The 21,008-nt window shown below is 75.3% G+C and carries 17 protein-coding genes; 14 read left to right on the top strand and 3 right to left on the bottom strand.

The window, feature by feature from the left end; all coding sequences use genetic code 11:
- Positions 1–30 precede the first annotated feature (30 nt).
- A complete protein-coding gene (locus ACIQI7_RS17350; protein WP_401110452.1) occupies positions 31–1,602 on the bottom strand; it encodes an MFS transporter in 1,572 nt (523 codons plus the stop codon).
- Positions 1,603–1,818: 216 nt separating this feature from the next.
- On the opposite strand from ACIQI7_RS17350, the gene ACIQI7_RS17345 reads away from it, so the two are divergent.
- The 4 genes from ACIQI7_RS17345 to ACIQI7_RS17330 all read left to right on the top strand — a co-directional run bounded on the left by ACIQI7_RS17345 (position 1,819) and on the right by ACIQI7_RS17330 (position 4,732).
- A complete protein-coding gene (locus tag ACIQI7_RS17345) occupies positions 1,819–2,877 on the top strand; it encodes a ketoacyl-ACP synthase III family protein (RefSeq protein WP_401110449.1) in 1,059 nt (352 codons plus the stop codon).
- Entirely contained in the window at positions 2,874–4,172 is a 1,299-nt protein-coding gene (locus ACIQI7_RS17340) for a type III PLP-dependent enzyme (protein WP_401110446.1), read from the top strand. The genes ACIQI7_RS17345 and ACIQI7_RS17340 overlap by 4 nt, the downstream gene beginning before the upstream one ends.
- 7 nt (positions 4,173–4,179) lie before the next feature.
- A complete protein-coding gene (locus ACIQI7_RS17335) occupies positions 4,180–4,458 on the top strand; it encodes an acyl carrier protein (RefSeq protein WP_401110444.1) in 279 nt (92 codons plus the stop codon).
- 82 nt (positions 4,459–4,540) lie between these two features.
- Complete coding sequence (locus tag ACIQI7_RS17330; protein ID WP_401110441.1) at positions 4,541–4,732, top strand: hypothetical protein; 192 nt, start codon at positions 4,541–4,543, stop codon at positions 4,730–4,732.
- Positions 4,733–5,011: 279 nt separating this feature from the next.
- Here ACIQI7_RS17330 and ACIQI7_RS17325 read toward each other — a convergent pair whose 3' ends face one another.
- On the bottom strand, positions 5,012–6,238 hold the full coding sequence (locus tag ACIQI7_RS17325; RefSeq protein WP_401110438.1) for a cytochrome P450: 1,227 nt from the start codon (positions 6,236–6,238) through the stop codon (positions 5,012–5,014).
- Between the two features lie 32 nt (positions 6,239–6,270).
- Positions 6,271–7,545 (bottom strand): FAD-dependent oxidoreductase, encoded by a 1,275-nt coding sequence (locus ACIQI7_RS17320; RefSeq protein WP_401110436.1) that lies wholly within the window; start codon positions 7,543–7,545, stop codon positions 6,271–6,273.
- A 168-nt stretch (positions 7,546–7,713) separates the two neighbouring features.
- Between ACIQI7_RS17320 and ACIQI7_RS17315 the strand changes: the two genes are divergently transcribed.
- The 10 genes from ACIQI7_RS17315 to ACIQI7_RS17270 all read left to right on the top strand — a co-directional run bounded on the left by ACIQI7_RS17315 (position 7,714) and on the right by ACIQI7_RS17270 (position 20,883).
- Positions 7,714–9,666: an HAD-IIIC family phosphatase gene (locus ACIQI7_RS17315; RefSeq protein WP_401110433.1), complete on the top strand. Its 1,953-nt coding sequence runs from the start codon at positions 7,714–7,716 to the stop codon at positions 9,664–9,666.
- Positions 9,667–9,668: 2 nt separating this feature from the next.
- A complete protein-coding gene (locus tag ACIQI7_RS17310) occupies positions 9,669–9,923 on the top strand; it encodes a DUF6059 family protein (RefSeq protein WP_401110431.1) in 255 nt (84 codons plus the stop codon).
- Positions 9,924–9,951: 28 nt separating this feature from the next.
- A complete protein-coding gene (locus ACIQI7_RS17305) occupies positions 9,952–11,766 on the top strand; it encodes a fatty acyl-AMP ligase (protein WP_401110508.1) in 1,815 nt (604 codons plus the stop codon).
- Between the two features lies 1 nt (position 11,767).
- Entirely contained in the window at positions 11,768–13,546 is a 1,779-nt protein-coding gene (locus tag ACIQI7_RS17300; RefSeq protein WP_401110429.1) for an acyl-CoA dehydrogenase family protein, read from the top strand.
- Entirely contained in the window at positions 13,540–15,324 is a 1,785-nt protein-coding gene (locus ACIQI7_RS17295) for an acyl-CoA dehydrogenase (RefSeq protein ID WP_401110426.1), read from the top strand. Before ACIQI7_RS17300 ends, ACIQI7_RS17295 begins: the two co-directional genes overlap by 7 nt.
- Before the next feature lie 48 nt (positions 15,325–15,372).
- A complete protein-coding gene (locus tag ACIQI7_RS17290) occupies positions 15,373–15,672 on the top strand; it encodes an acyl carrier protein (RefSeq protein WP_401110424.1) in 300 nt (99 codons plus the stop codon).
- Positions 15,672–18,662, top strand: a complete 2,991-nt coding sequence (locus tag ACIQI7_RS17285) for a beta-ketoacyl synthase N-terminal-like domain-containing protein (protein ID WP_401110422.1) — start codon at positions 15,672–15,674, stop codon at positions 18,660–18,662. The genes ACIQI7_RS17290 and ACIQI7_RS17285 overlap by 1 nt, the downstream gene beginning before the upstream one ends.
- 103 nt (positions 18,663–18,765) lie before the next feature.
- Positions 18,766–19,806, top strand: a complete 1,041-nt coding sequence (locus ACIQI7_RS17280; RefSeq protein WP_401110419.1) for a 3-oxoacyl-ACP synthase III family protein — start codon at positions 18,766–18,768, stop codon at positions 19,804–19,806.
- Positions 19,807–19,828: 22 nt separating this feature from the next.
- Positions 19,829–20,059, top strand: coding sequence for an acyl carrier protein (locus ACIQI7_RS17275; protein WP_401110416.1), 231 nt, complete (start codon positions 19,829–19,831; stop codon positions 20,057–20,059).
- Positions 20,056–20,883, top strand: a complete 828-nt coding sequence (locus tag ACIQI7_RS17270; protein WP_401110413.1) for a 2-oxo acid dehydrogenase subunit E2 — start codon at positions 20,056–20,058, stop codon at positions 20,881–20,883. Before ACIQI7_RS17275 ends, ACIQI7_RS17270 begins: the two co-directional genes overlap by 4 nt.
- The last annotated feature ends 125 nt before the right edge of the window (positions 20,884–21,008 follow it).

Here is a 21,008-nt window from a genome sequence, read left to right as displayed (position 1 = left end):
TTCCCCCGTCACTCGAATCGCGCTTGATCATTACCTTACGGGGCCGGGTTGACGGACCGTCGAAGATCGCGCGGGGTCGAGCGGAGGAACGCCCTCCGCCGACGTTCCGGCCGACGGCGCCGACCGGCCCGGCAGCAGCACGGCGCCGAGCACCGCGCCAGCCGCCACCACCGCGGCGGCGGTGCCGAGCCCGGCCGCCGCGGCCTGGTCGAAGGCCCGCTGCGCCGTGGCCGCGAGCGCCTCCCCGGCCCGGCCGCCGGTGTGCTCCGCGAGCTGCAGGGCGTCGTGCAGCGAGCGGTCGGCCGGATCCGGCAGCCCGGCCGTCCCGCTCGCGTAGCGGCGGGCGAGCACGGTGCCGACCAGCGCCACCCCCAGCGCGTTGCCCAGCTCCTGGAGGGTGTCGTTGAGGGCCGCGCCGGAGCCCGAGCGGGACTCGGGCACCAGGGACATCACCGTGTCGGTCACCGGCGTCATGGCCAGCCCGAAGCCGATCCCGGTGACCACCAGGCCGGCCAGCACCGGCGGGTAGCCGCCGTCCACCAGACCGACCACCAGGATGCCGGCGGCCGCCAGCGCCAGCCCCGTGCCGACCGCCCCGCGGGCGCCGTGACGGCGGGTCAGCCGGCCGGAGAGGAACGCCCCGACGCCCACCGAGAAGGCGCTCGGCAGCATCCCGAGGCCGGCCCGCAGCGGGCTGAGGCCGAGGCCGAACTGCAGCCGCTGGGTGAGCACGAAGAACGTGCCGGCCACGCCGATCATCAGCAGCATGTTCCCGCCCCCGGCACCGATGAAGGCCGGCCTGCGCAGCAGCGCCAGGTCCACCATCGGGTACGGGTGCCGGCGCTCCCAGGCGACGAAGGCGACCGCGGCGGCCCCGCCGATGGCCAGCGCCCCCAGTACGACCGGCGAGCCCCAGCCGTGCCCGGCGGCCTGGATCGCCCCGTACACCGCCCCGGCCATCGCGCCGGCGCCCAGCAGGGCACCCACCGGGTCGGCCGGACGCGGGGCCGGATCGGCCGACTCCGGCAGCAGCACGGCGCCGGCCACCAGCACCAGCACCGCCGGCACCAGGTTCACCACGAACACCGACCCCCACCAGAAGCGGTCGACCAGCGCGCCGCCCAGGACCGGGCCGGCCGCCACGCCGAGCGCCGAGACCGAGCCCCAGACGCCGATCGCCCGGGCGCGTTCCCGGGCCGGGAAGACGTCCACCAGGATCGCCAGGGTGCCCGGCATCACGAACGCCGCCCCGAACCCCATCACGGCCCGGGCGACCAGCAGGTGGGACGGGGCGTCGGCGAACAGCGCCACCAGCGAGCCGGCCCCGAACGTCGCGGTGCCGGCCAGGGTGGCCCGCTTGCGGCCGTAGCGGTCGCCGAGCGTCCCGGCGGTCAGCAGGGCCCCGGCGAACACCAGGGTGTACGCGTCGACGATCCACTGCGCCTGCGACATGCCCGCGCCGGTGCTGCGGACGAGCTGCGGGATCGCCACGTTGAGCAGGCTGTTGTTGAGCAGGATCGCGAACAGCGCGGCGGACAGCACCGCGAGCACCCACCACCGGCGGGGGTCCGGGGGCGCTTCGTCCCGGGGGGATGGCGGCATGGCTCGGCTCCCGTTCGTGGCAGGGCGGCCCCGGGTCGCGGGGCCGTCGGGCCCCCAGGCTGGTCCGCCGGGCTGAAGCCGGGCTTGTGCGCGGCCCGGCCGCGGGCCGGCAGCCGGTTTTAGCGGCACCCAAGTTGGCGCTCGGAGGATGCCGGGGACGGCGGGGTGAGGTGCGACTCCATCGCCCGACGGTCCGTCACGAGGAATGGAGACCCCATGCGCTGGCAAAACATCTACGTGTCGGGGACCGGAGCCTGGCTGCCTCCGGCGGTCTCCGCGCGCTCCGCCGTCGACTCGGGTGAGTACGACCCCGAGCAGTTCGAGGCCGACGGCCTGCTGTCGGTCCGGGTGGCCCCCGACGACGTGGCGCCGCCCGAGATGGCGGTGGAGGCCGCCACCACCGCGCTCAAGCGCTCCGGCGCCTCCCCGGAGGACGTCGCGCTGCTGGTGCACAGCTACATCTACTTCCAGGGCATCGACGGCTGGCCGGCCGCCTCCTACGTGGCCAACCACGCCGTCGGCCCCCGGGTGACCGCGCTGGAGCTCAAGCAGGAGTGCAACGCCGGCCTGGTCGGCATGGAGCTCGCCGCCCACCGGCTGGCGTCGGCGGAGCCCGGCACCAGCGCGGTTCTCACCACGGCCGACCGCTTCGGCGCGCCGCTGATGCGCCGCTGGCGCCAGGAGCAGGGCATCGTCTACGGCGACGGCGCCGCCGCGCTGGTGCTGAACAACCAGGGCGGGTTCGCCCGCCTGGTGTCCACCGCGACGGTCTCGGACAACTCGCTGGAGGCGGTGGTCCGCGGCCGGGGCTTCGAGCCGCTGCCCAACGGCGAGCAGCAGAGCCTCGCCGAGCGGGTCGGCCACTACGTGCAGCAGCACGGCACCCTGCGCGAGGCGACCGAGCGGCTCATCGCCGTGGTCGGCGAGGCCATCGACACCGCCCTCGCGGACGCCGGCACCGACCGGCAGGGCGTGGCCTGGACGGTCATCCCGGCCACCGGCCGCAGCAAGATGGAGTGGCAGGTGCAGAAGATGCTCGGGGTCTCCGAGGAGCGCACCACCTGGGAGTTCGCCCGCCGGGCCGGACACCTCGGCGCCGCCGACCAGTTCGCCGGGCTCAACGACCTCGCCGAGACGGGCTCGCTGCGCCCCGGCGACAAGGTCCTGCTGGTCGGCAGCGGCTCCGGCTTCACCTGCACCTGTGCCGTGCTGGAGATCCTGGCGGAGCCCGAGTGGCGGGCCGCGGGCGGCCCGGGCGCCGAGGTGGGCCCGTGACCGCGGGCACGCCCACCGATCCCGAACTCGTCGCGGCGTACGGCAGTCCGCTGTACGTCTACGACGCGGCCCGGGTCCGGGCCGCCGCCCGGGACCTGAGCGAGGCCCTGCCGCAGCCCTCCCGGATCTACTACTCGCTGAAGGCCAACCCGCACCCCGCCCTGGTCGCCGAGCTGCGCCGGGCCGGCGTGCACGCCGAGGTCACCTCGCGCGGCGAGCTGGCCGCGGCGCTGGAGGCCGGACACCCGGCCGGGGAACTGCTGTACTCCGGGCCGGGCAAGGTGCCGGCCGAGCTGGCGGAGGCGGTCGGCGCCGGGGTGCGCGCCTTCTCCGTCGAGTCCTTCGGGGACCTGGAGCGGGTCGGCGCGGCCGCCGCCGCCCACGGCGCGGTGGCCGACTGCGTGCTGCGGATCAACGCCGCCGGCGCGCCGGGCACCGCGGGGCTGCGGATGACCGGCGGCCCCTCCCAGTTCGGCTTCGACCTGGACTGGCTGGAGAACGACGCCGAGCGGCTGCTGGTCGCCGGTACCCGGGTGGTCGGGCTGCACTTCTTCCCGCTGACCAACTCCGCGGACGAGGACGGCCTGATCGCCGAACTGGCCCAGAGCGTGCGCACCGCCGCCCGGCTGCGCGACCGACTCGGCATCCGGCTGGAGCTGTTGGACCTCGGCGGCGGCTTCGCCTGCCCGTACGCGACGGCCGGCGAGCGCCCGGTGTACCGGCGGCTGGGCGAGGCCCTGGCCGAGGTGCTCGACGAGAACCTGCCCGGCTGGCGCGAGGGGCGGCCGGTGGTCGCCTTCGAGTCCGGCCGCTACCTGGTCGGAGACAGCGGGCGGCTGCTGAGCACCGTGACCGACGTCAAGCCGAGCCGGGGCAGCACCTACGCGGTGCTCGACGCCGGGATCAACCACCTCGGGGGACTGTCCGGCCTCGGCCGACTGCTTCCGCTGCGGGCCCAGCCGACCGGCCCGGCCCGGACCCCGGAGACCAGGGAGCCGGCCGAGCCGGTGACCCTGGCCGGCCCGCTCTGCACCCCGGCGGACATCCTGGCGCGCGCCGTGGAGCTGCCCGGGGTCCGCTCCGGCGACCTGCTCGCGGTCCCCAACGTGGGCGCGTACGGCCTCACCGCGAGCCTGCTCGGCTTCCTCGGCCACCGGGCCCCGGCCGAGGTGCTGGTCGACGGCGACCGCGTCGTCTCCGCGACCCGGCTGGCCCTGCACCGCCAGGCCCTGGAGCCCGGCGACGGCACCCCCGCCCACGCCCCCGCAACCGAACCATCCACCGCACGGAGGTAGCACCGCCATGACCGACGAGACCCTTCAGGCCCAGCCGTGGGACACGGCCTTCGAGGAGCTGCTGCTCCAGACCCTGCCCCGGCTCGCCGCCCGCGGCCCGCTGACCGGCGACGCCAGCCTGCGCGCCGCGGGCCTGGACTCGCTCGCCATGGTCGAGCTCCTGGTCCAGGTGGAGCAGGTGTACGGGATCAGCATCCCGGACGGCGAGCTGGTGGCCGACACCTTCGCGACCCCGGCGCAGCTGTGGGACGTGATCGCCGGGCTGCGCGGCGGACGCGCGGCCTGACGCCGGACCCGACCGCCCTCCCGTCCCCGACCCGCCCCAGCACAGGAGTTCCGATGCGCGCCCTCCAGTCCCGGAGCCTCAGTTGATCTCCGCGGCGATCGTCGCGGTCGTGGTCCGCGCGGCGTTCTGGTTCCGCTCCCGGCTGCGCCGGCGGCAGGCCGAGGCGGAACAGCCCGGTACGGGCGGGGCCGGGGCGGTCGCCACGGCCGCCACAGCCGCCACGGAGCCCGGAACGGCGTCCGAGGAGCCCGACCGGGCGGCGTCCGGCCGCTGAGCCCCGGCCCCACCACCAGGCGGCTCCCGGGTCCGCGAGACTCCTCTCGCGGACCCGGGAGCCGCTTTCGTCGTGCCCGGGCACTGCTCTCCGCGGGCCCGGGGCGGTGCCGGCGGAGGTCCTCGGCCACCGGCCCCAGGTGCCGCACCGCGGGCCCGGTGGGGACCGCCGTACGGGCCCGCGCCCACCGGTCGTACGGACGGCGGCAGGCGGACGGCGAGAAGCCCCCGGACCGGAGTCCGGGGGCTTCTCGCCGTCAGGAGCGCGGGCGGGCGGAGGTCACCACACCACGGGCAGCGAGCTGATGCCGTGCACCAGCATGCCCGAGGGGCGCGGCAGGTCCTCGGGGGCCACCGCCAGCTTCAGGGTGGGGAAGCGCTGGAACAGCGAGCCGATGGCGATCTGGAGCTCCAGCCGGGCCAGGCCGGCGCCGATGCAGTAGTGGGTGCCGTGGCTGAACGCGAAGTGCGGGTTGCTCGGCCGGTGGAAGTCCAGCTCGTCCGGGTCGGTGAACTGGCGGCGGTCGCGGTTGGCCGAGGCCAGGCCGGGCAGCACCGCGGAGCCCTTGGGGATCACCACGCCGCCCAGTTCGAGCTCCTCGGTGGTGATCCGCAGCAGCCCCTCGTCACCCGGCGGGTAGGCGCGCAGCAGCTCTTCCACCGCGGCGTCGATCAGCTCGGGGTTCTCCTGCAGCTCGGCCAGCCGCTCCGGGTTGGTGAGCAGCGCGACCACGCTGTTGGCGATCTGGTTGACGGTGGTCTCGTGGCCGGCCACCAGCAGGCTGATCCCGAGGAAGATCAGCTCCTCGTGGTCGAGCCGGTCGCCGTCCTCGTCGTGGATGGAGACCAGGGCGGACAGCAGGCCGTCGTCCGGCTGCTCCCGCTTGGCCGCGACCAGCTCGGAGAGGTAGGTGAACAGGCCGACCTGCGCCTCCAGCATCTCCTCCTTGGTCCGCGAGGTGGTCGCCAGGAACGCGCTGGACCAGGCGGAGAACTTCTCGCGGTCCTCGAACGGCACCCCGAGCAGCTCGCAGATCACGGTCACCGGCAGCGGGAAGGCGAGCGCCGGGATGAGGTCCACCGGCCCCTCGCTCGCCGCCATGGCGTCCAGCAGCGCGTCGGTGTGCTCCTGGATCCGCGGCCGCAGGGCGGCCACCCGGCGGACGGTGAACTCCCGGGAGACCAGCTTGCGGACCCGGGTGTGCTCCGGCGGGTCCATGTTCAGCAGGCTCTTGAACTTCTGCGGAGCCGCCGCGAGCCGGGGCGCGCCGTCCTCCAGGGTGGCGGCCCGGCTGAAGCGCGGGTCCGAGAAGACGGTGCGCACGTCGTCGTAGCGGGTGACCAGGTACGCGTGGTCGCCGCTGGGCATGCGCACCTCGGCCACCGGCTGGTTCTCCCGCAGGTGGCCGTAGAACGGGCAGGCCTGCATCGCGGAGGGGCGCTCGAACGGGTAGTTCGGCACCTCCTGGCCGTCCGGGGCGGGTGCGGCGTCGGGCTGTGCGGTCATCGGTCTTTCCTCTCCGAGTCGGTGGTTGTCTGTCAGCTCACGGAGCCCGCGCGGTGCGGGGCCACGGGCAGGACGGCGCGTCCGCTCCGGTGCGCCTCCTGGAGCGGGTAGTAGATGCCGGCGACGATCCTGCGCTTGAGGAAGTCGTTGGAGCTCACCAGGCGGTAGGCCAGCCGGCGCAGCGCCACCGGGACGGGGTCGCTCAGCGCGAACGCCCGTTCCTGGCGCATCTGGAGGCCGCGGGAGCGGGCTACGTGCCCCTCCCGTACGTGCTGGAACCGCCGGCAGGCGGCGTGCAGCGCGCCCGGTCCGCCGCCGGCCAGCGCCTTGGCGACCAGCGGCGCCAGGACCACCGCGTCGGCGATCGCGTGGTTGACGCCCTGCCCCAGCACCGGGGTCAGGGTGTGCGCGGCGTCGCCCACCAGCACCAGGCCGGGCTGCGACCAGCGCGGCACCACGGTGGTGAAGATGTCCAGCATCGAGGTGTCCGACCAGCTGGTGACGGACTCCCGCACCCCGGCGGAGACCTCCGGGGCCAGCTCGTCGACCCGGGCGTACAGCGACTCGATGCCCTGCTTGCGCATCTCGCGCAGCCCGCCCTTGGGGATGTTGAAGCCCACCCGCACCAGGTCGGGCACGGTCGGGATGAACAGCCCGTGGCGGTCGCCCTGGATCCGGACCCGGTAGGTGTGCGGGTCCCAGGCCTGGGGCTGCGGCACCTTGAACCAGACGAAGTCCCGCTCCAGCGGGATCTTCTCGTACGGCAGCCCGGCCATCTCGCGGACCTTGCTGAACCGGCCGTCGGCCGCCACCGTCAGGGCCGCGTCGATGTCGTACTCGCCCTCGGGGCCGCGGACCCGGACACCGGTCACCGTCCCGCCGTCGCGCAGCAGTTCCACCGCGGTGGTCCGGCGCAGCAGCGTGAAGCCCGGCAGCGCGGCGGCCTCGTCGGCCAGCGCGGTCAGCAGCGGGGGCTGCGGCAGTTCCATCGGGAACGGGCAGGGCTGGTCGAAGGCGGCGAACTCGGCCTTCAGCACCGGCCGTCCGCCGTCGAGGATCTCCATCCGGTGGGTTTCCAGGGTGCTGTCCCGGACCTTGTCCAGGATGCCGAGCCGCTCCAGCAGCCACACCGAGTCCGGCGAGATCGACTCGCCCCGGAACGAGCGGTTGAAGTGGACGCTCTGCTCCACCACGGTGACCGACACCGACCGGCGGGCCAGCTCCAGCGCCAGCGTCAGCCCGGCGGGGCCGGCGCCGACGATGCACACCTGGGTGCTCACCGGCCTGGATCCGGCCGTATCAGTCATGGCTTGCTCCTCGCGTGGGTGGTGGGTCCGGAGGCACGGTCTCGGCCACCACCCTTCGCGGACCGGCTAAAGCCGTCCTTGCGAAGCCCCCCGGGAACCCGCGCAAGGGCGCCTTAAGAGGGGCCGCGCAGGCTCGGCCCGTCCACCGGAGGCAGCGAAGGAGAGACCGTGACCGCGGTTGTGAACACCCCCGCCGGCGAGCGGACCGGCCCGCTGGAGCGGCTGCGGGCCCTGCACGGCGAGGGGCGGCTGGTCGAGGAGTACCGGCAGGTGGCCGGGCTGCTGGCCGAACTGGCGGCGGGCGCGCCGGCCGGGGCGTCCGCGGACCCCGGACGGGACCTGGCCCGGGCCGGGCAGCTGCTCGCCCGGCTCGACCCGGCCGAGGTGCTGGCCCGCCACGAGGGGCTGGAGACGGTCACCGCGGCCGTCACCGGACACTCCACGCTCGGGGCCCTCACCGCCCCGCTCACCGCCGAACTCGCCCGTCACGGCGTGGTGCTGAAGACGACCACCGCCGACTACGGCTCCTGGCTGCGGGACCTCCGGGACACCGGCAGCGAGCTGTACGCGCAGGGCGTGGACCTCGCGCTGTGCGTGCTGGACGCCCAACTGGTGTTCGACGAACTGCCGCACCCCTGGCGGGCGGAGGACCTGGAGCAGGCGGTCGCGGCCAAGCTGCGCCTGCTGGCCTCGCTGGCCGCCCGCTACGTCGAGCACGGCACCGGCACGCTGGTGCTCAACACCGTGCCGCTGCTGCCCGTCCACACCCGTCAGCTGGTCGACGCCCGCTCCCGGGCGCGGATCGGCATCGCCTGGCGGGAGTTCAACGCCGGGCTGCTGCGCCTCGCCCTCGACCACGAGCGGGTGCGGGTGGTCGACCTGGACCCGCTGGTCGCCGCGGGCGGACCGGTGAACGAGCCCCGGCTGGCCGCCTACGCCAAGGCGCAGCTCGGCGAGGAGCTGCTCGGGGCGTACGCGCGGGAGGTGGGCCACCTGGTGCGCGCCCTGCGCGGCCGGGCGAAGAAGGTGCTGGTGGTCGACCTCGACAACACCCTGTGGGACGGCATCCTGGGCGACGACGGCCCGGAGGGGATCGCCGCGGCCACCACGTTCCGGGGCGAGGCGTTCGGCCGCTTCCAGCGGGTGGTGGCCCAACTCGGCTCCCAGGGCGTGCTGCTGGCGGTGTCCAGCAAGAACGACCAGGAGGCGGTGCTGGGGGTGCTGCGCGACCACCCCGACATGGTGCTCCGGGAGGGGGACTTCGTCCGGGTGAACGCCAACTGGGAGCCCAAGGACGGCAATCTGCTGGACATCGCACGCCGGCTCAACCTGGGCGTGGACAGCTTCGTCTTCGTCGACGACTCGCCGTTCGAGTGCGGGCTGGTCGCGAGCAGCCTGCCCCAGGTGGCCGTGGTGCGGCTGGACGAGGAGCCGGCCCTGCACGTGGAGCGGCTGCTCGCGGACGGCTGGTTCGACGTGGCCGCGCTGACCGCGGAGGACCGGGTCCGCGCGGACCAGTACCGGACCGAGGCCGCCCGGCAGGACCTGCTGGACGGCGCCGGTTCGATGGAGGAGTACCTGGCCCGGCTCGACGTGCGGGTCTCGCTCTCGCCGGTGCGCGAACACGAGGTGGCCAGGGCCTCCCAGATCACCCTGCGCACCAACCAGTTCAACCTCACCACCGAGCGGCTGCAGGCGGCCGACGTCCGGGCCCGGATGGAGGCGGACGAGCACCTGGTGCTCGCGGTCCGCGCCACCGACCGGTTCGGCGACAACGGGCTGGTGGGTCTCGTCCTGGTGCGCACCGCGCAGGACGGCTGGCACATCGACAACGCCCTGCTCAGCTGCCGGGTCTTCGCCCGGGGCATCGAGCAGGCCGCGCTGGCCGCCGTCCTGGAGCGGGCCCGCCTGGCCGGGGCGCCGGCCGTGCACGCCCGCTTCCGGCCCACCGCCAAGAACGGCAAGGTGCGCGGCCTCTACCCGTCGCTGGGCTTCGCGGAGAGCGGCGAGGACGCCGCCGGGGAGGTGTCGTTCCGGCACGACCTGGCGGACCTGCCCGAGGTGCCGGGGCACGTCGCCCTGGCCGCGGACTTCGGTCCGGCCCCGGGCCGGGGGGCGTAGCGGTGGGTCCGCGGGAGCGGCGGCGCGCGGCGGTGCGGCGGCTGGCGGCCGGCTGGGTCAGGGCGTTCGCCAACCTGGGCGCGATGTTCGGAGCGGTCACGGTCGAGTACCACCTGACCGTCGGCCGGGAACCGGGGCCCGTGCCGCTGGCGGAACCGCCGGCGGACCACCCCGAGCGGCTCCTGCCCGGGGTGCCGCTCTCGGAGCGGGAGCGGGAGCTGTGGGCCCAACTGGAGGGCCTGCGCAGGCGCGTGTAGCGCAACGTCGGCTTTAGTGCTCGAACTGATGATCGGTCTGGACGTGTCGACCGAACGAGGGGGATTGACGGTGGCGGAGTTCCGATCGTTCGCGGAGCTGGTGCTCGCGCGGGCGGCTGAGCGAGGGGATGCGGACGCGTACCTGTTCCTGGAGAACGGGGTGCGGGGGGTCGAGCCGGAACGGCTCACCTACGCGGGCCTGGACCGGTCCGCGAAGGAACTGGCGGCATGGCTGCAGGACCGGGGGCTGACCGGCCGTCAGGTGCTGCTGCTGTACCCGTCGGGACTGGAGTTCCTGACGGCGTTCGTCGGCTGCCTGTACGCGGGCGCGGTGGCGGTCCCGGCGCCGCTGCCCACCGAGCAGGGCCAGCACTTCCAGCGGGTGTCCGGGATCGTCCGGGACGCCCGGGTCGGAGCCGTGCTGACCATCGGCAAGCACGCGCCGGACGTCGAGGCGTGGCTGGCGGACGAGGGCTTCTCGGACGTGCTCTGCCTCGCCACGGACGGGCCGGCGGCGGGCGACGCCGCCTCCTGGCGCGACCCGGGGCTGCGCCCCGAGGACCTGGCCTTCCTCCAGTACACCTCCGGCTCCACCAGCGAGCCCAAGGGCGTGATGGTCTCGCACGGCAACCTGCTGGCCAACGAGGCCGCCATCCAGCGCGCCACCGGCAGCGACCAGGACACCGTGCTGGGCGGCTGGCTGCCCTTCTACCACGACATGGGCCTGATCGGGCACGTGCTCCAGCCGCTGTGGCTGGGCACCAGCGCGGTGCTGATGTCCCCGACCTCCTTCCTGCGCCGGCCGGTGCGCTGGCTGGAGCTGCTCAGCGAGCACCGGGTGACCATCTCCGCCGCCCCCAACTTCGCCTACGACCTCTGCCTGCGCCGGATCACCGACGCCCACCTGGAGGGCATCGACCTGTCCAGCTGGAAGGTCGCCTGCAACGGCGCGGAGCCGGTGCGGGCCGAGACGCTGCGGGCCTTCGCCGAGCGGTTCGGGCCGTACGGCTTCCGGGCCGACACCTCCTTCCCCTGCTACGGCATGGCGGAGACCACGCTGCTGGTCTCCGGCAAGCGGCACGGCCGCACGGCGCTGGTGCGCGAGGTGGACGCCGCGGGCCTGGAGGCCGGGCGGCTGGAGGGCCCGTACCTCCAGGCGCCGACGCGGACCCTGGCGTCCAGCGGGGTGGTGCGGTCCGAGGACTTCGAGGTGCGCATCGTCGACCCGCAGACCCGGGCGGAGCGCCCCGAGAGCGAGGTCGGCGAGATCTGGGTGCGGGGCGCCAGCGTCTCCTCCGGCTACTGGGACCGCCCCGAGGTCAACGCCGAGGTCTTCGGCGCCCGGATCGCCGGCGCGGAGGAGCTCGGCCCGTGGCTGCGGACCGGCGACATGGGGGCGATGGAGCGCGGCGAGCTGTTCGTGACGGGCCGGCTCAAGGAGATGGTCCTGATCAACGGCCGCAACATCTACCCGTACGACGTGGAGAACGCCGTGCGCGGGCTGGACCCGACGGCCTTCGGCGCCGGGGCGGTCTTCGCCGTCGACACCGACCGGGAGCACCTGGTGGTGGTCCACGAGGTCCGCCCGAGCGCCCTGGCGGACCAGGACCTCCCGCGGGTCACCGCCACCGTCCAGGCGCTGGTCAGCCGGGAGTTCTCGGTGCCCGCGGGCAACGTCCTGCTGGTGCGCCCGGGCACCGTCCGCCGCACCACCAGCGGCAAGATCCAGCGGACCCTGATGCGCCGGCTCTTCCTGGAGGGCGCCGTCACCCCGCTGCACGCCGTGCTCGACCCGGCGGTGCGCGAGCTCGTCGGCGCCCGCGACCCGGAACCGGTGGGCTGACATGGACCACGCGCCGTACCGCGTCGCCGAGGAGCTCGAACGGTTCCTCGGCGACCCGGACGCCCCCGAGACCGTGTTCTCGTACGCCCGCTGCCTGGAGCTGGACGAGCAGGAGGCCTTCCCGGCCGACATCTGCCGGGTGCTGGAGGACTGGCGCCTCCAGGACCACTACGTGCCGGCCGAGCACGGCGGCCGGCTCACCGACTACGAGACCGTCATGCAGGTGATGCGGACCGTCGCCCGCCGCGACCTCACCGTGGCCATCGGCCACGGCAAGACCTACCTGGGCGGGGTCTGCGTCTGGGTGTCGGGCAGCCCCGAGCAGGCCGCCCGGCTGGCCGCGGACATCCGCGCCGGCGTGCCGGTCTCGCTGGGCCTCACCGAGCGGGCGCACGGCAGCGACCTGCTCGCCGACGAGGTGCACGGCGAGCCGGACGGCGCCGGCGGCTGGCTGGTCAGCGGCGAGAAGTGGCTGATCAACAACGCCACCCGGGGCAGTGTGCTGTCCGCGCTGGTGCGCACCGACCCGGCCGGCGGGCCGCGCGGCTTCAGCGTGCTGCTGGTGGACAAGCGCGGCCTCGGCCCCGAGCACTACCGCTGCCTCGACAAGATCCGCACCCACGGGATCCGCGGCGCCGACATCAGCGGCATCGCCTACGACCGGGCCCCGGTGCCCGCCGCCGCCCTGGTCGGCACCGAGGGCGGCGGCCTGGAGACGGTGCTCAAGGCGCTCCAGCTGACCCGGACGATGTGCGCCGCGCTGTCGCTCGGCGCCGCCGACCACGCCCTCGCGCTGGCCCTGGACTTCGCCGAGGAGCGGGAGCTGTACGGCCGCCGCCTGGTGGAGCTGCCGCAGGCACGGCAGGTGCTCGCCTCGGCCGCCGCCGACGTGCTGGTCGGCGAGGCGCTGGCGACGGTGGCGATCCGCTCCGTCCACACCCTCACCGGCGAGCTCAGCGTGGCCTCCGCCGCGACCAAGTACCTGGTGCCCACCGGCACCGAGCAGGTGATGGCCGAACTGACCCGGCTGCTGGGCGCCCGCGCCTTCCTCAAGGGGGAGCACGCCGGCGGCATGTTCCAGAAGGTCGACCGGGACCACCGGATCGTCGGACTCTTCGACGGCAACACCCTGGTCAACCTCAACTCCCTGGTGAACCAGTTCCGTTCACTTTCCCGGGGCTGGGAGCGCGGCACCGGGGACACCGCCGGAGCCGTCGCCGCCTTCGACCTGGCCGCGCCGTCGCCCGCCCTGGACCCGTCCAGGCTCTCGCTGGTCGCCAAGGGCGGCAGCGGCATCGTCGCCACGCTGCCGGACTCCGTCGCCGCGCTGCGCGCCGAGGCCGGGCACAACCCCGCGCTCGCGGGCGCCCTCGAGACCGCCGAGCGGCTGCTCGCGGTGACCGACCGCGTCCACGCCGAGATGGCGGAGCACCGCTCCCCGGTCTCCGACGTACCGACCGCCGCGTTCGAGGTCGCCCGCCGGTACAGCCTCTGCCTGGCGGGCGCGGCCTGCCTGGGCCTGTGGGCGCACAACCACCGCACCGCCGCCGAGGGCCGCACCGGCGCGCTCTGGCGCGACGGCGTCTGGCTCTGGCCCGCCCTGGACCGGCTGCTGGTCCGGCTCGGCGAGCAGGACGGCCCCCGGCCGGAGGCCTACCCGGCGCTGCTGGCGCGGCTGCGCGAGACCCGGGCGGCCGGCGAGCTGCACTCCCTGCTGCCGCTGAGGCTGCACCGCCCCGTACCCACCGACGACCGTCCTGCCGAGGGGGCGCCATGCTGACCGACTCCGCGGCTCCCGGGCTCCCGCGTCCGGAAGCCCCCGCCGACCGACCCCGGGAGGGCGCCGGGGAGGCGGCCGTCCGGGCCCGGGTCGCCGAACTGGAGCACCGCTTCGGCGACCCAGCCGACCCGGCCAACCCGGTCGGCGCCGCGCGGCTGCTGGCCGCCGACGAGGCCGGCGAACTGTCCGGTCCCGGCGAACAGCTGCTGGACGACCTGGCGCTGGGCGCCGAGTTCGTCCCCGCCGAGCTGGGCGGGCGGCTCACCCGGATCGACACGCTGGCGCGGACCCTGCGCCCGGTCTTCCGCCGCGACGTCGCCCTCGGCCTCGGCTACGGCGTCACCTCGTTCATGGCGGCCGTCAACGTCTGGACCGCGGGCAGCTCCGAACAGCGCCGCAAGGTGGCCGACCTGCTGCTCGGCGGCGCCCGGATCTCGGTCGCCTACCACGAGCTGGCCCACGGCAACGACTTCCTGCGCAACGAGTTCCGGGCCCGGCCCGAGCCCGGCGGCTACCGGCTGCACGGCCGCAAACAGGTCATCAACAACGCCGACCGGGCCGCCGCCTTCGCGCTGTTCGCCCGCACCGACGACGCCCCCGGCGCGCGCAGCCACTCGGTCCTGCTGGCCGAACGCGACCAGCTCGACCCGGCCCGCTTCGCCACCCTGCCCCGCTACCCGACCGCCGGGGTGCGCGGCTGCCGGATCTCCGGCCTGGACTTCGACGACTGCCACCTCCCGGAAGACGCCCTGGTCGGCGCGCGGGGCCAGGGGGCGGACGTGGCGCTGCGCTCCTTCCAGCTCACCCGCAGCGTCCTGCCCGGAATGGCGCTCGGCGCCGCCGACACCGGCCTGCGCACCGTCGTCGGCTTCGCCCTGGGCCGGCGGCTCTACCGGCGCCCGGTCATGGAGATCCCGCACGCCCGCTCCACCCTCACCGGCGCCTTCCTGGACCTGCTGGTCTGCGACAGCCTGTCGTTGGTCGGCACCCGCGCCGTGCACCTCCTGCCGGAGGAGACCAGCGTCACCGCCGCCGTCGTGAAGTACCTGGTGCCCAAGGTGCTGACCGAGGTCATGCACGACCTCTCGATCGTGCTCGGCGCCCGGTTCTACCTCCGCGACGGCGAGTTCGGCGTCTTCCAGAAGCACCTGCGCGACCTCCCGGTGCTCAGCCTCGGCCACGCCGGCTCGGCGGCCTGCCAGGCCACCGTCATCCCGCAGCTGGCCCGGCTCGCCCGGCGGGCCTGGTTCACCGGCGACGAGGCGCCCGCGGCACTCTTCGAGACCCGTACGGACCTGCCCGGCATCCCGTTCGACCGGCTCACTCTCGCCGCCGGGCGGGACAGCCTCAGCGCCTCGCTGGTCGCCGCCCGCGACGACCAGCCCGACGGTACGCCCGAGGAGCACGCCGTGCGGGCCCTCGCCGTGGGCCTGGCGGACGAGCTGCGGCGGATCCAGCGGGACAGCCTCGCGCTCGCCCCGCAGGACCGCACCGCCCTCGCCGGGCCCGGCGCCTTCGCCCTGGCCGACCGCTACGCGGTCCTCCTCGCCGCGGCCGCCGTCCTCGGCGTGTGGCGCGCGGCCCGCGCCGACGGCACCGACCCCTTCCTCGCCGACCCCTCCTGGGCCGCCGCCGCCCTGCACCGGCTCGCCCGGCGGCTCGGACACCGCCCGGCCGACCTGCCGGCCGGCTGCGAGGAGACGGTCCACCGGGAACTGCTGCGCCGCTTCCACGAGCGCCGCGGCTACGACCTCCACGACACCCCGCTGGCCGGCTGACCGGCCGCCGCCCCGTCCTTTCCAACGCAGCAACGCGAGGAGCACGCCATGACCGTCCCCACCACCGGCCGTCCGGCCACCGCCGGCGAGCACACCGTCGAGACGCTGACCGGCTGGCTCGCCGACCGGATCTCCCTCTACCTCAAGCGCCCGGCCGACGAGATCGCCTCCGGCGTCCCGCTCGCCGAGTACGGCCTGGACTCGGTCGCCGCGCTGAGCCTGTGCGGCGACATCGAGGAGGACTTCGACCTCGTCCTGGAGCCCACCGTGGCCTGGGACTACCCGACCATCGACGCGCTCGCCGGGTACCTGGTGGAGGAGCTGCGCGCCACCGTGGGAGAGGCGTGATGCAGCCCGTCGCCATCGTCGGCATCGACTGCCGATTCCCCGGTGCACCGGACCCCGCCGCGTACTGGGACCTGCTGATGCGTTCCGGCGACGGCGTCGGACCGGTGCCCGAACAGCGGTGGAACGCCGCCGACTTCCACTCGGCCGAGGGCGCCGAGGGCCACTCCAACACCACCAGCGGCGGCTTCATCACCGACCCCGACGCCTTCGACCACGAGTTCTTCTCGATCTCGCCGCGCGAGGCCGCCGCCATGGACCCCCAGCAGCGGCTGGTGCTGCAGTGCGCCTGGCGCGCGGTCGAGGACGCCGGGATCGCGCCGCAGGACCTGGCCGGCACCGGCACCGGTGTCTTCGTCGGCGTCATGGGCAACGAGTGGGCCCACCTCCACCTCACCGACTACGCGCGGGTCACCGCGCAGGTCGGATCCGGCAACGGCTACTGCATGACCGCCAACCGGGTCTCCTACCACCTCGACCTCAAGGGACCGAGCCTGGCCGTCGACACGGCCTGCTCCTCCTCGCTGGTCGCCGTCCACCTGGCGTGCAACGCCCTGCTGGCGGGGGAGTGCGACACCGCCATCGCGGCCGGGGTGAACATCGCCCTCACGCCGGCCCTCGGCATCTTCTACACCCAGGCCGGGCTCTCCGCGCCCGACGGCCGCTGCAAGCCGTTCAGCGCCGAGGCCGACGGCATCGGCCGCGGCGAGGGCGTCGGCGCGGTGGTGCTGCGCCGCCTCGAGGACGCGATCGCCGACGGGCAGCCGGTGTACGCGGTGATCCGCGGCACCGCCGTCAACCAGGACGGCCGCAGCAACGGCCTCACCGCGCCCAACCGCTGGTCGCAGCAGGAGGTGCTGGCCTCGGCCTACCGCCGGGCCGGGGTCGAGCCGTCCGACGTCGCCTTCACCGAGGGCCACGGCACCGGCACCGTGCTCGGCGACATGATCGAGGTCAAGGCGCTCGGCGACCTGCACGCCGACCGCACCGGCAAGCCGATGGCGCTCGGCTCGGTCAAGGGCAACCTCGGCCACACCGAGGGCGCGGCCGGGATCGCCGGACTCATCAAGGTGGCGCTCTCCCTGCACCACCGGGTGGTGCCCGCCAGCCGCTTCGCCGCCAAGGAGAACCCGGCGCTGAAGCTCTCGAAGTACGGCCTGCGGCTGCTCAAGGCGCCCCTGCGGCTGGCCGCCGGGCCGACCGTCGGCGGCCTCAGCAGCTTCGGCATGGGCGGCACCAACGCCCACGCGGTGCTGGAGTCCGCGCCCGCGGGCGCCGCCCGGCCGGCGGCCGGCGCCGCCGCACCGCCCACCGGGCTCGGCGCGGCCGTGTTCACCGTCACCGCGCCCACCGAACAGGCGCTGCGCCGCAACCTGGTGGCGCAGGCCGACGCCCTCCAGCGCCACCGGCTGGCACCGGTCGGGCCGCTGGGCTGGAGCAGCAACCGGGTCAAGACCGGCCACCGGCACCGCTTCGCCGTACCGGCCACCGACACCGGCGACCTGGCGGCCGTGCTGCGGCAGGCGGCCGGGGACGAGGACCTGCTGACCCGCCTCACCGGCGGGCCGGGCGGCTCGCCGCGGGCCGCCCTGCTCTTCACCGGCCAGGGCTCGCAGTACCCGGGCATGGCTGCCGCCCTGCACCGCGACGCCCCGCTGTTCCGCCGCCACCTCGACCGGGCGGACGAGGCGCTGCGGCCGCACACCGACGGCTCGGTGCGCGACCTGCTGCTCACCGCCGACCCGGCCGTCCACCGCACCGGCTGGGCGCAGCCGGCCCTGTTCGCGGTCGGCTACGCGCTGGCCGCCACCCTGGTCGAACTCGGGGTGCGCCCCCGGATGCTCCTCGGCCACAGCATCGGCGAGTACGCGGCGGCGGTGCTCGCCGACGCGCTCCCGCTGGAGCGGGCCGCCCGGCTGGTCGCCGCCCGCGGCCGACTGATGCAGGAACTCCCCGAGGGCGGCGGGATGCTGGCGGTACGGGCGGACGCCGCCGTGCTGGCCGAGCGGATCGCCACCGAGCCGCTGATCGGCGTCGCCGCCGTCAACGGGCCCACCGCCACCGTGCTCTCCGGAGACCTCGCGGCGCTGGCCCGGATCGAGGAGGAGCTGACCCGGGCAGGGGTGCGCTCCCGCCGCCTGGAGGTGTCGCACGCCTTCCACTCGCCGCTGATGGAGCCGATGCTGGAGCGCTTCGCCGAGGTCGCGGAGGAGGTCGGCGGGGGCGTCCCGGCCCTGCCGGTGTACTCCACGCTGCGCGGGCGGCTGCTGGAGTCGGAGCCGATGGACGCGGCCTACTGGGTCGAGCACGTCAGCGCTCCGGTGCGGTTCGCGGACGCCGCAGGGGAGTTGCTCGCGCAGGCGCCGACCCACCTGCTGGAGATCGGCCCGCGGCCGGTGCTCGTCCCGATGACGCGCCGGCTGGGGCAGGCCCCCGCCGGGGCCGAGCCGCGCGGCGTCCTGCCGCTGCCGGGCGAGCAGGCCGGCGGGCGGGAGCTGGCCGAGGCCGTCGCCGAGCTGTTCCGCGGCGGCGCCGACCTGGAGTGGCGGGCGGCGTACGCCGAGGAGGACCGCACTGCGTACCGGCTGGCCCCGTACGCCTTCGCCGACGACCGCCGGTTCTGGGCCCGCCCGCCCGTACCGGCCGCGGCTGTCCCGGCCGGGGTCGGGGCGCGGCCCGAGGCCGAGCCCGGGGCCCGGCCGCGGGAGGAGGCGCCGGCCGGGCCCGGCCGGCGGACCCTCGACCCGGTCGCCCGCGCCGTCCTGGCCGCCGTCGCCCAGGTGGGCAGCTACACGCCCGAGGAGATCTCCCCGCACGCGCGGCTCTTCGAGGACCTCGGCTTCGACTCGGTGATGGTGATGGAGCTCAAGAAGCGCATCGAGGAGCGGCTGACCGGCCTCGAACCGCTCAGCGTGGAGGACCTGTTGCCCCGGCTGTCCTCGGTCGGCGACCTCATCGGCTTCCTGGGCGAACGGCACACCGCCGCCGTCTGAACCCGCCGCTCCCCGAGCCCGTACCGCTGAGTCCGTCCCGCCGAACCCCGACGGGCCGAACCGGCCCCGCGCCGGACCAGTCCCGCAGAAAGGACCGCACACCATGCAGCCGCCACCCGACCGCGATCCCGTCCAGGCGTACCTCGCCTCGGTCGGGACCGCCCTGCCCGGCGACCCGGTGGACAACGCCGCGCTCGCCAAGGTGCTCGGGGTCAACGAGGAGTGGATCGACCTCTTCATCGGCACCCGCACCCGGCACTTCGCCCGCGACCTGGCGACCGGCACGGTGCGCTGGTCGCTCGCCGACCTGTGCGCCCAGGCCGGCGCCCGGGCCATCGCCGCCGCCCGGATCGACCCGGCGGAGATCGGCTTCGTGGTGCTCGGCACCGCGACCCCGGACCACCTGATGCCCGCCACCGTCAACCACATCGCCGACCAGCTCGGCCTGGACCAGGTGCCCACGTACCAGCTCCAGTCCGGCTGCGCCGGCGCCGTCCAGGCGCTCGGCCTCGGCCGCACCCTGATCGCCGGCGAGGGCCACCGGGCTGGCCTGGTGATCGGCGGCGACGTCTGCAGCAAGCACCTCGACCTCGACCGGGACCTCGCCGGCGCCGCGCCGAGCGACCTGGTCAACTACGTGCTCTTCGGCGACGGCGCCGGAGCCGCGGTGCTCACCGCCGAGCCCCGCGGCGAGGCGGTGGCCCTGCACCGGGTGCTCAACCGGTTCACCGGCCTCGGCCGGGAGCCCGGCCAGGTCATCGACTGGTTCGGCCTGGCCGACCGGTACGACGACCGGCAGGCCGTCCGGGAGGACTACAAGGCCATCGAGGAGTTCGTCCCGGTGATGGCCGTGGAGATCCTCTGGGAGCTGCTCGACGACCTGGACTGGTCCGCCGAGGAGCTCGACTACCTGCTGCCCCCGCAGCTCTCCGGCCGGATGACCCGCCGCATCCACGAGCAGCTCGACGTGCCCGGCGCCACTGAGGTGTCCTGCGTCGCGGACACCGGCAACAACGGCAACGCGCTGCCCTTCCTCCAGCTGGAGAAGCTGCTGGGGCGGATGTCCCGCGGCGAGAAGGCCCTCGCGGTGGCCGTGGAGTCCAGCAAGTGGATCAAGGCGGGCTTCGCCCTGGAGAAGATGTGACACCCCGTCACCGATTGGACGCATGATGCAGACCCTCGACGAGTTCGCCCGCCTGGTCCGCGAGGAACTGGGCATCCCGCTGGCGGACGAGGACATCGCCGCCGACCTCGACCGGATCCCCGAGTGGGACTCCCTCTACCTGCTCAAGCTGGTCACCGCCCTGGAGCGGAGCACCGGCCGGTCGCTGCCGGTCGGCCGGGTGCTGGAGGCCCGCAGCCTGGAGGAGATCCACCGGCTGGCGGTCGACCGGTGACCGCCGCCCGCCCGCACCCGGAGCGCCGCCGGCGGCACACGCTCTACTTCCTGGAGTTCGCCGCCCGGCAGCGCCCGGTGCACCTGGACACCGAGGTCGACATGACCCGGGTCCAGCGCCACCGCGCGGCGGCCGGGGAGGCCGGGCAGCGCTACTCGGTGGTCGCGTACCTGCTGCACGCCACCGGCCGGGTGCTGGACCGCCACCCCGAGGCCAACGCCGTACTGGCCCCGGGCTGGCCCGGGCTGCGCGCCCCCCGGACGGTCCGCTTCGGCGGCGTCACCGCCAAGCTCGCCCTGGACCGGTCGGTGGACGGCGAGCGCACCGTGCTCTCCGCGCTGCTGCCGGGCCTGGAGAGCGCCGACCTGCCCGCCATCCAGGCGCGGATCGACCGCTACCGGGACCCGGCCGCCGCCGACCTGCCGGAGTTCCGCGGCGTGCGGATGCTCGGCCGGCTGCCCGTGCCGCTCGGCCGGCTGGCCTTCGCCGCCGCGCTGCGCGACCCCCGGCGCCGCCCCGGCGTCCTCGGTACCGTCGCCGTCAGCTCGCTCGGGCACCGCCCGGTGGACGGCTTCCACGCGAGCGGCGGCACCGCGGTGACGCTGAACGCCGGCCAGGTGCTCGACCGGCCCGTGGCGCGGGACGGCGAGGTCGTCGTGGCCCCGGTCATGCGGCTCGGCCTCACCTTCGACCACCGGGTCATCGACGGCGCCCTGGCCGCCGACGTCCTCGCCGACCTCAAGCAGGCCCTGGAGGGCTTCGGGGACGGCGCCGACCCGGCCGGCCCCGCCACCGACCGAACGGTCGCTGCAAGGACGGCTTAAGCCGCCGCCCGCACCATCGTTCCCGGCGGGGCCGGGCCGGGCCGGGGCCACCCCCTCGGGCCCGGACCGGCCCCGTGCCGGGCGCCACGGACCACCCCTGGGCCCGCCCCCTCGCCGGGCGCTCC

This window comes from Kitasatospora sp. NPDC092039 (assembly GCF_044756065.1).
In the GTDB taxonomy this organism is placed as follows: domain Bacteria; phylum Actinomycetota; class Actinomycetes; order Streptomycetales; family Streptomycetaceae; genus Kitasatospora.
This window is presented reverse-complemented; position numbering and strand designations above follow the sequence as displayed.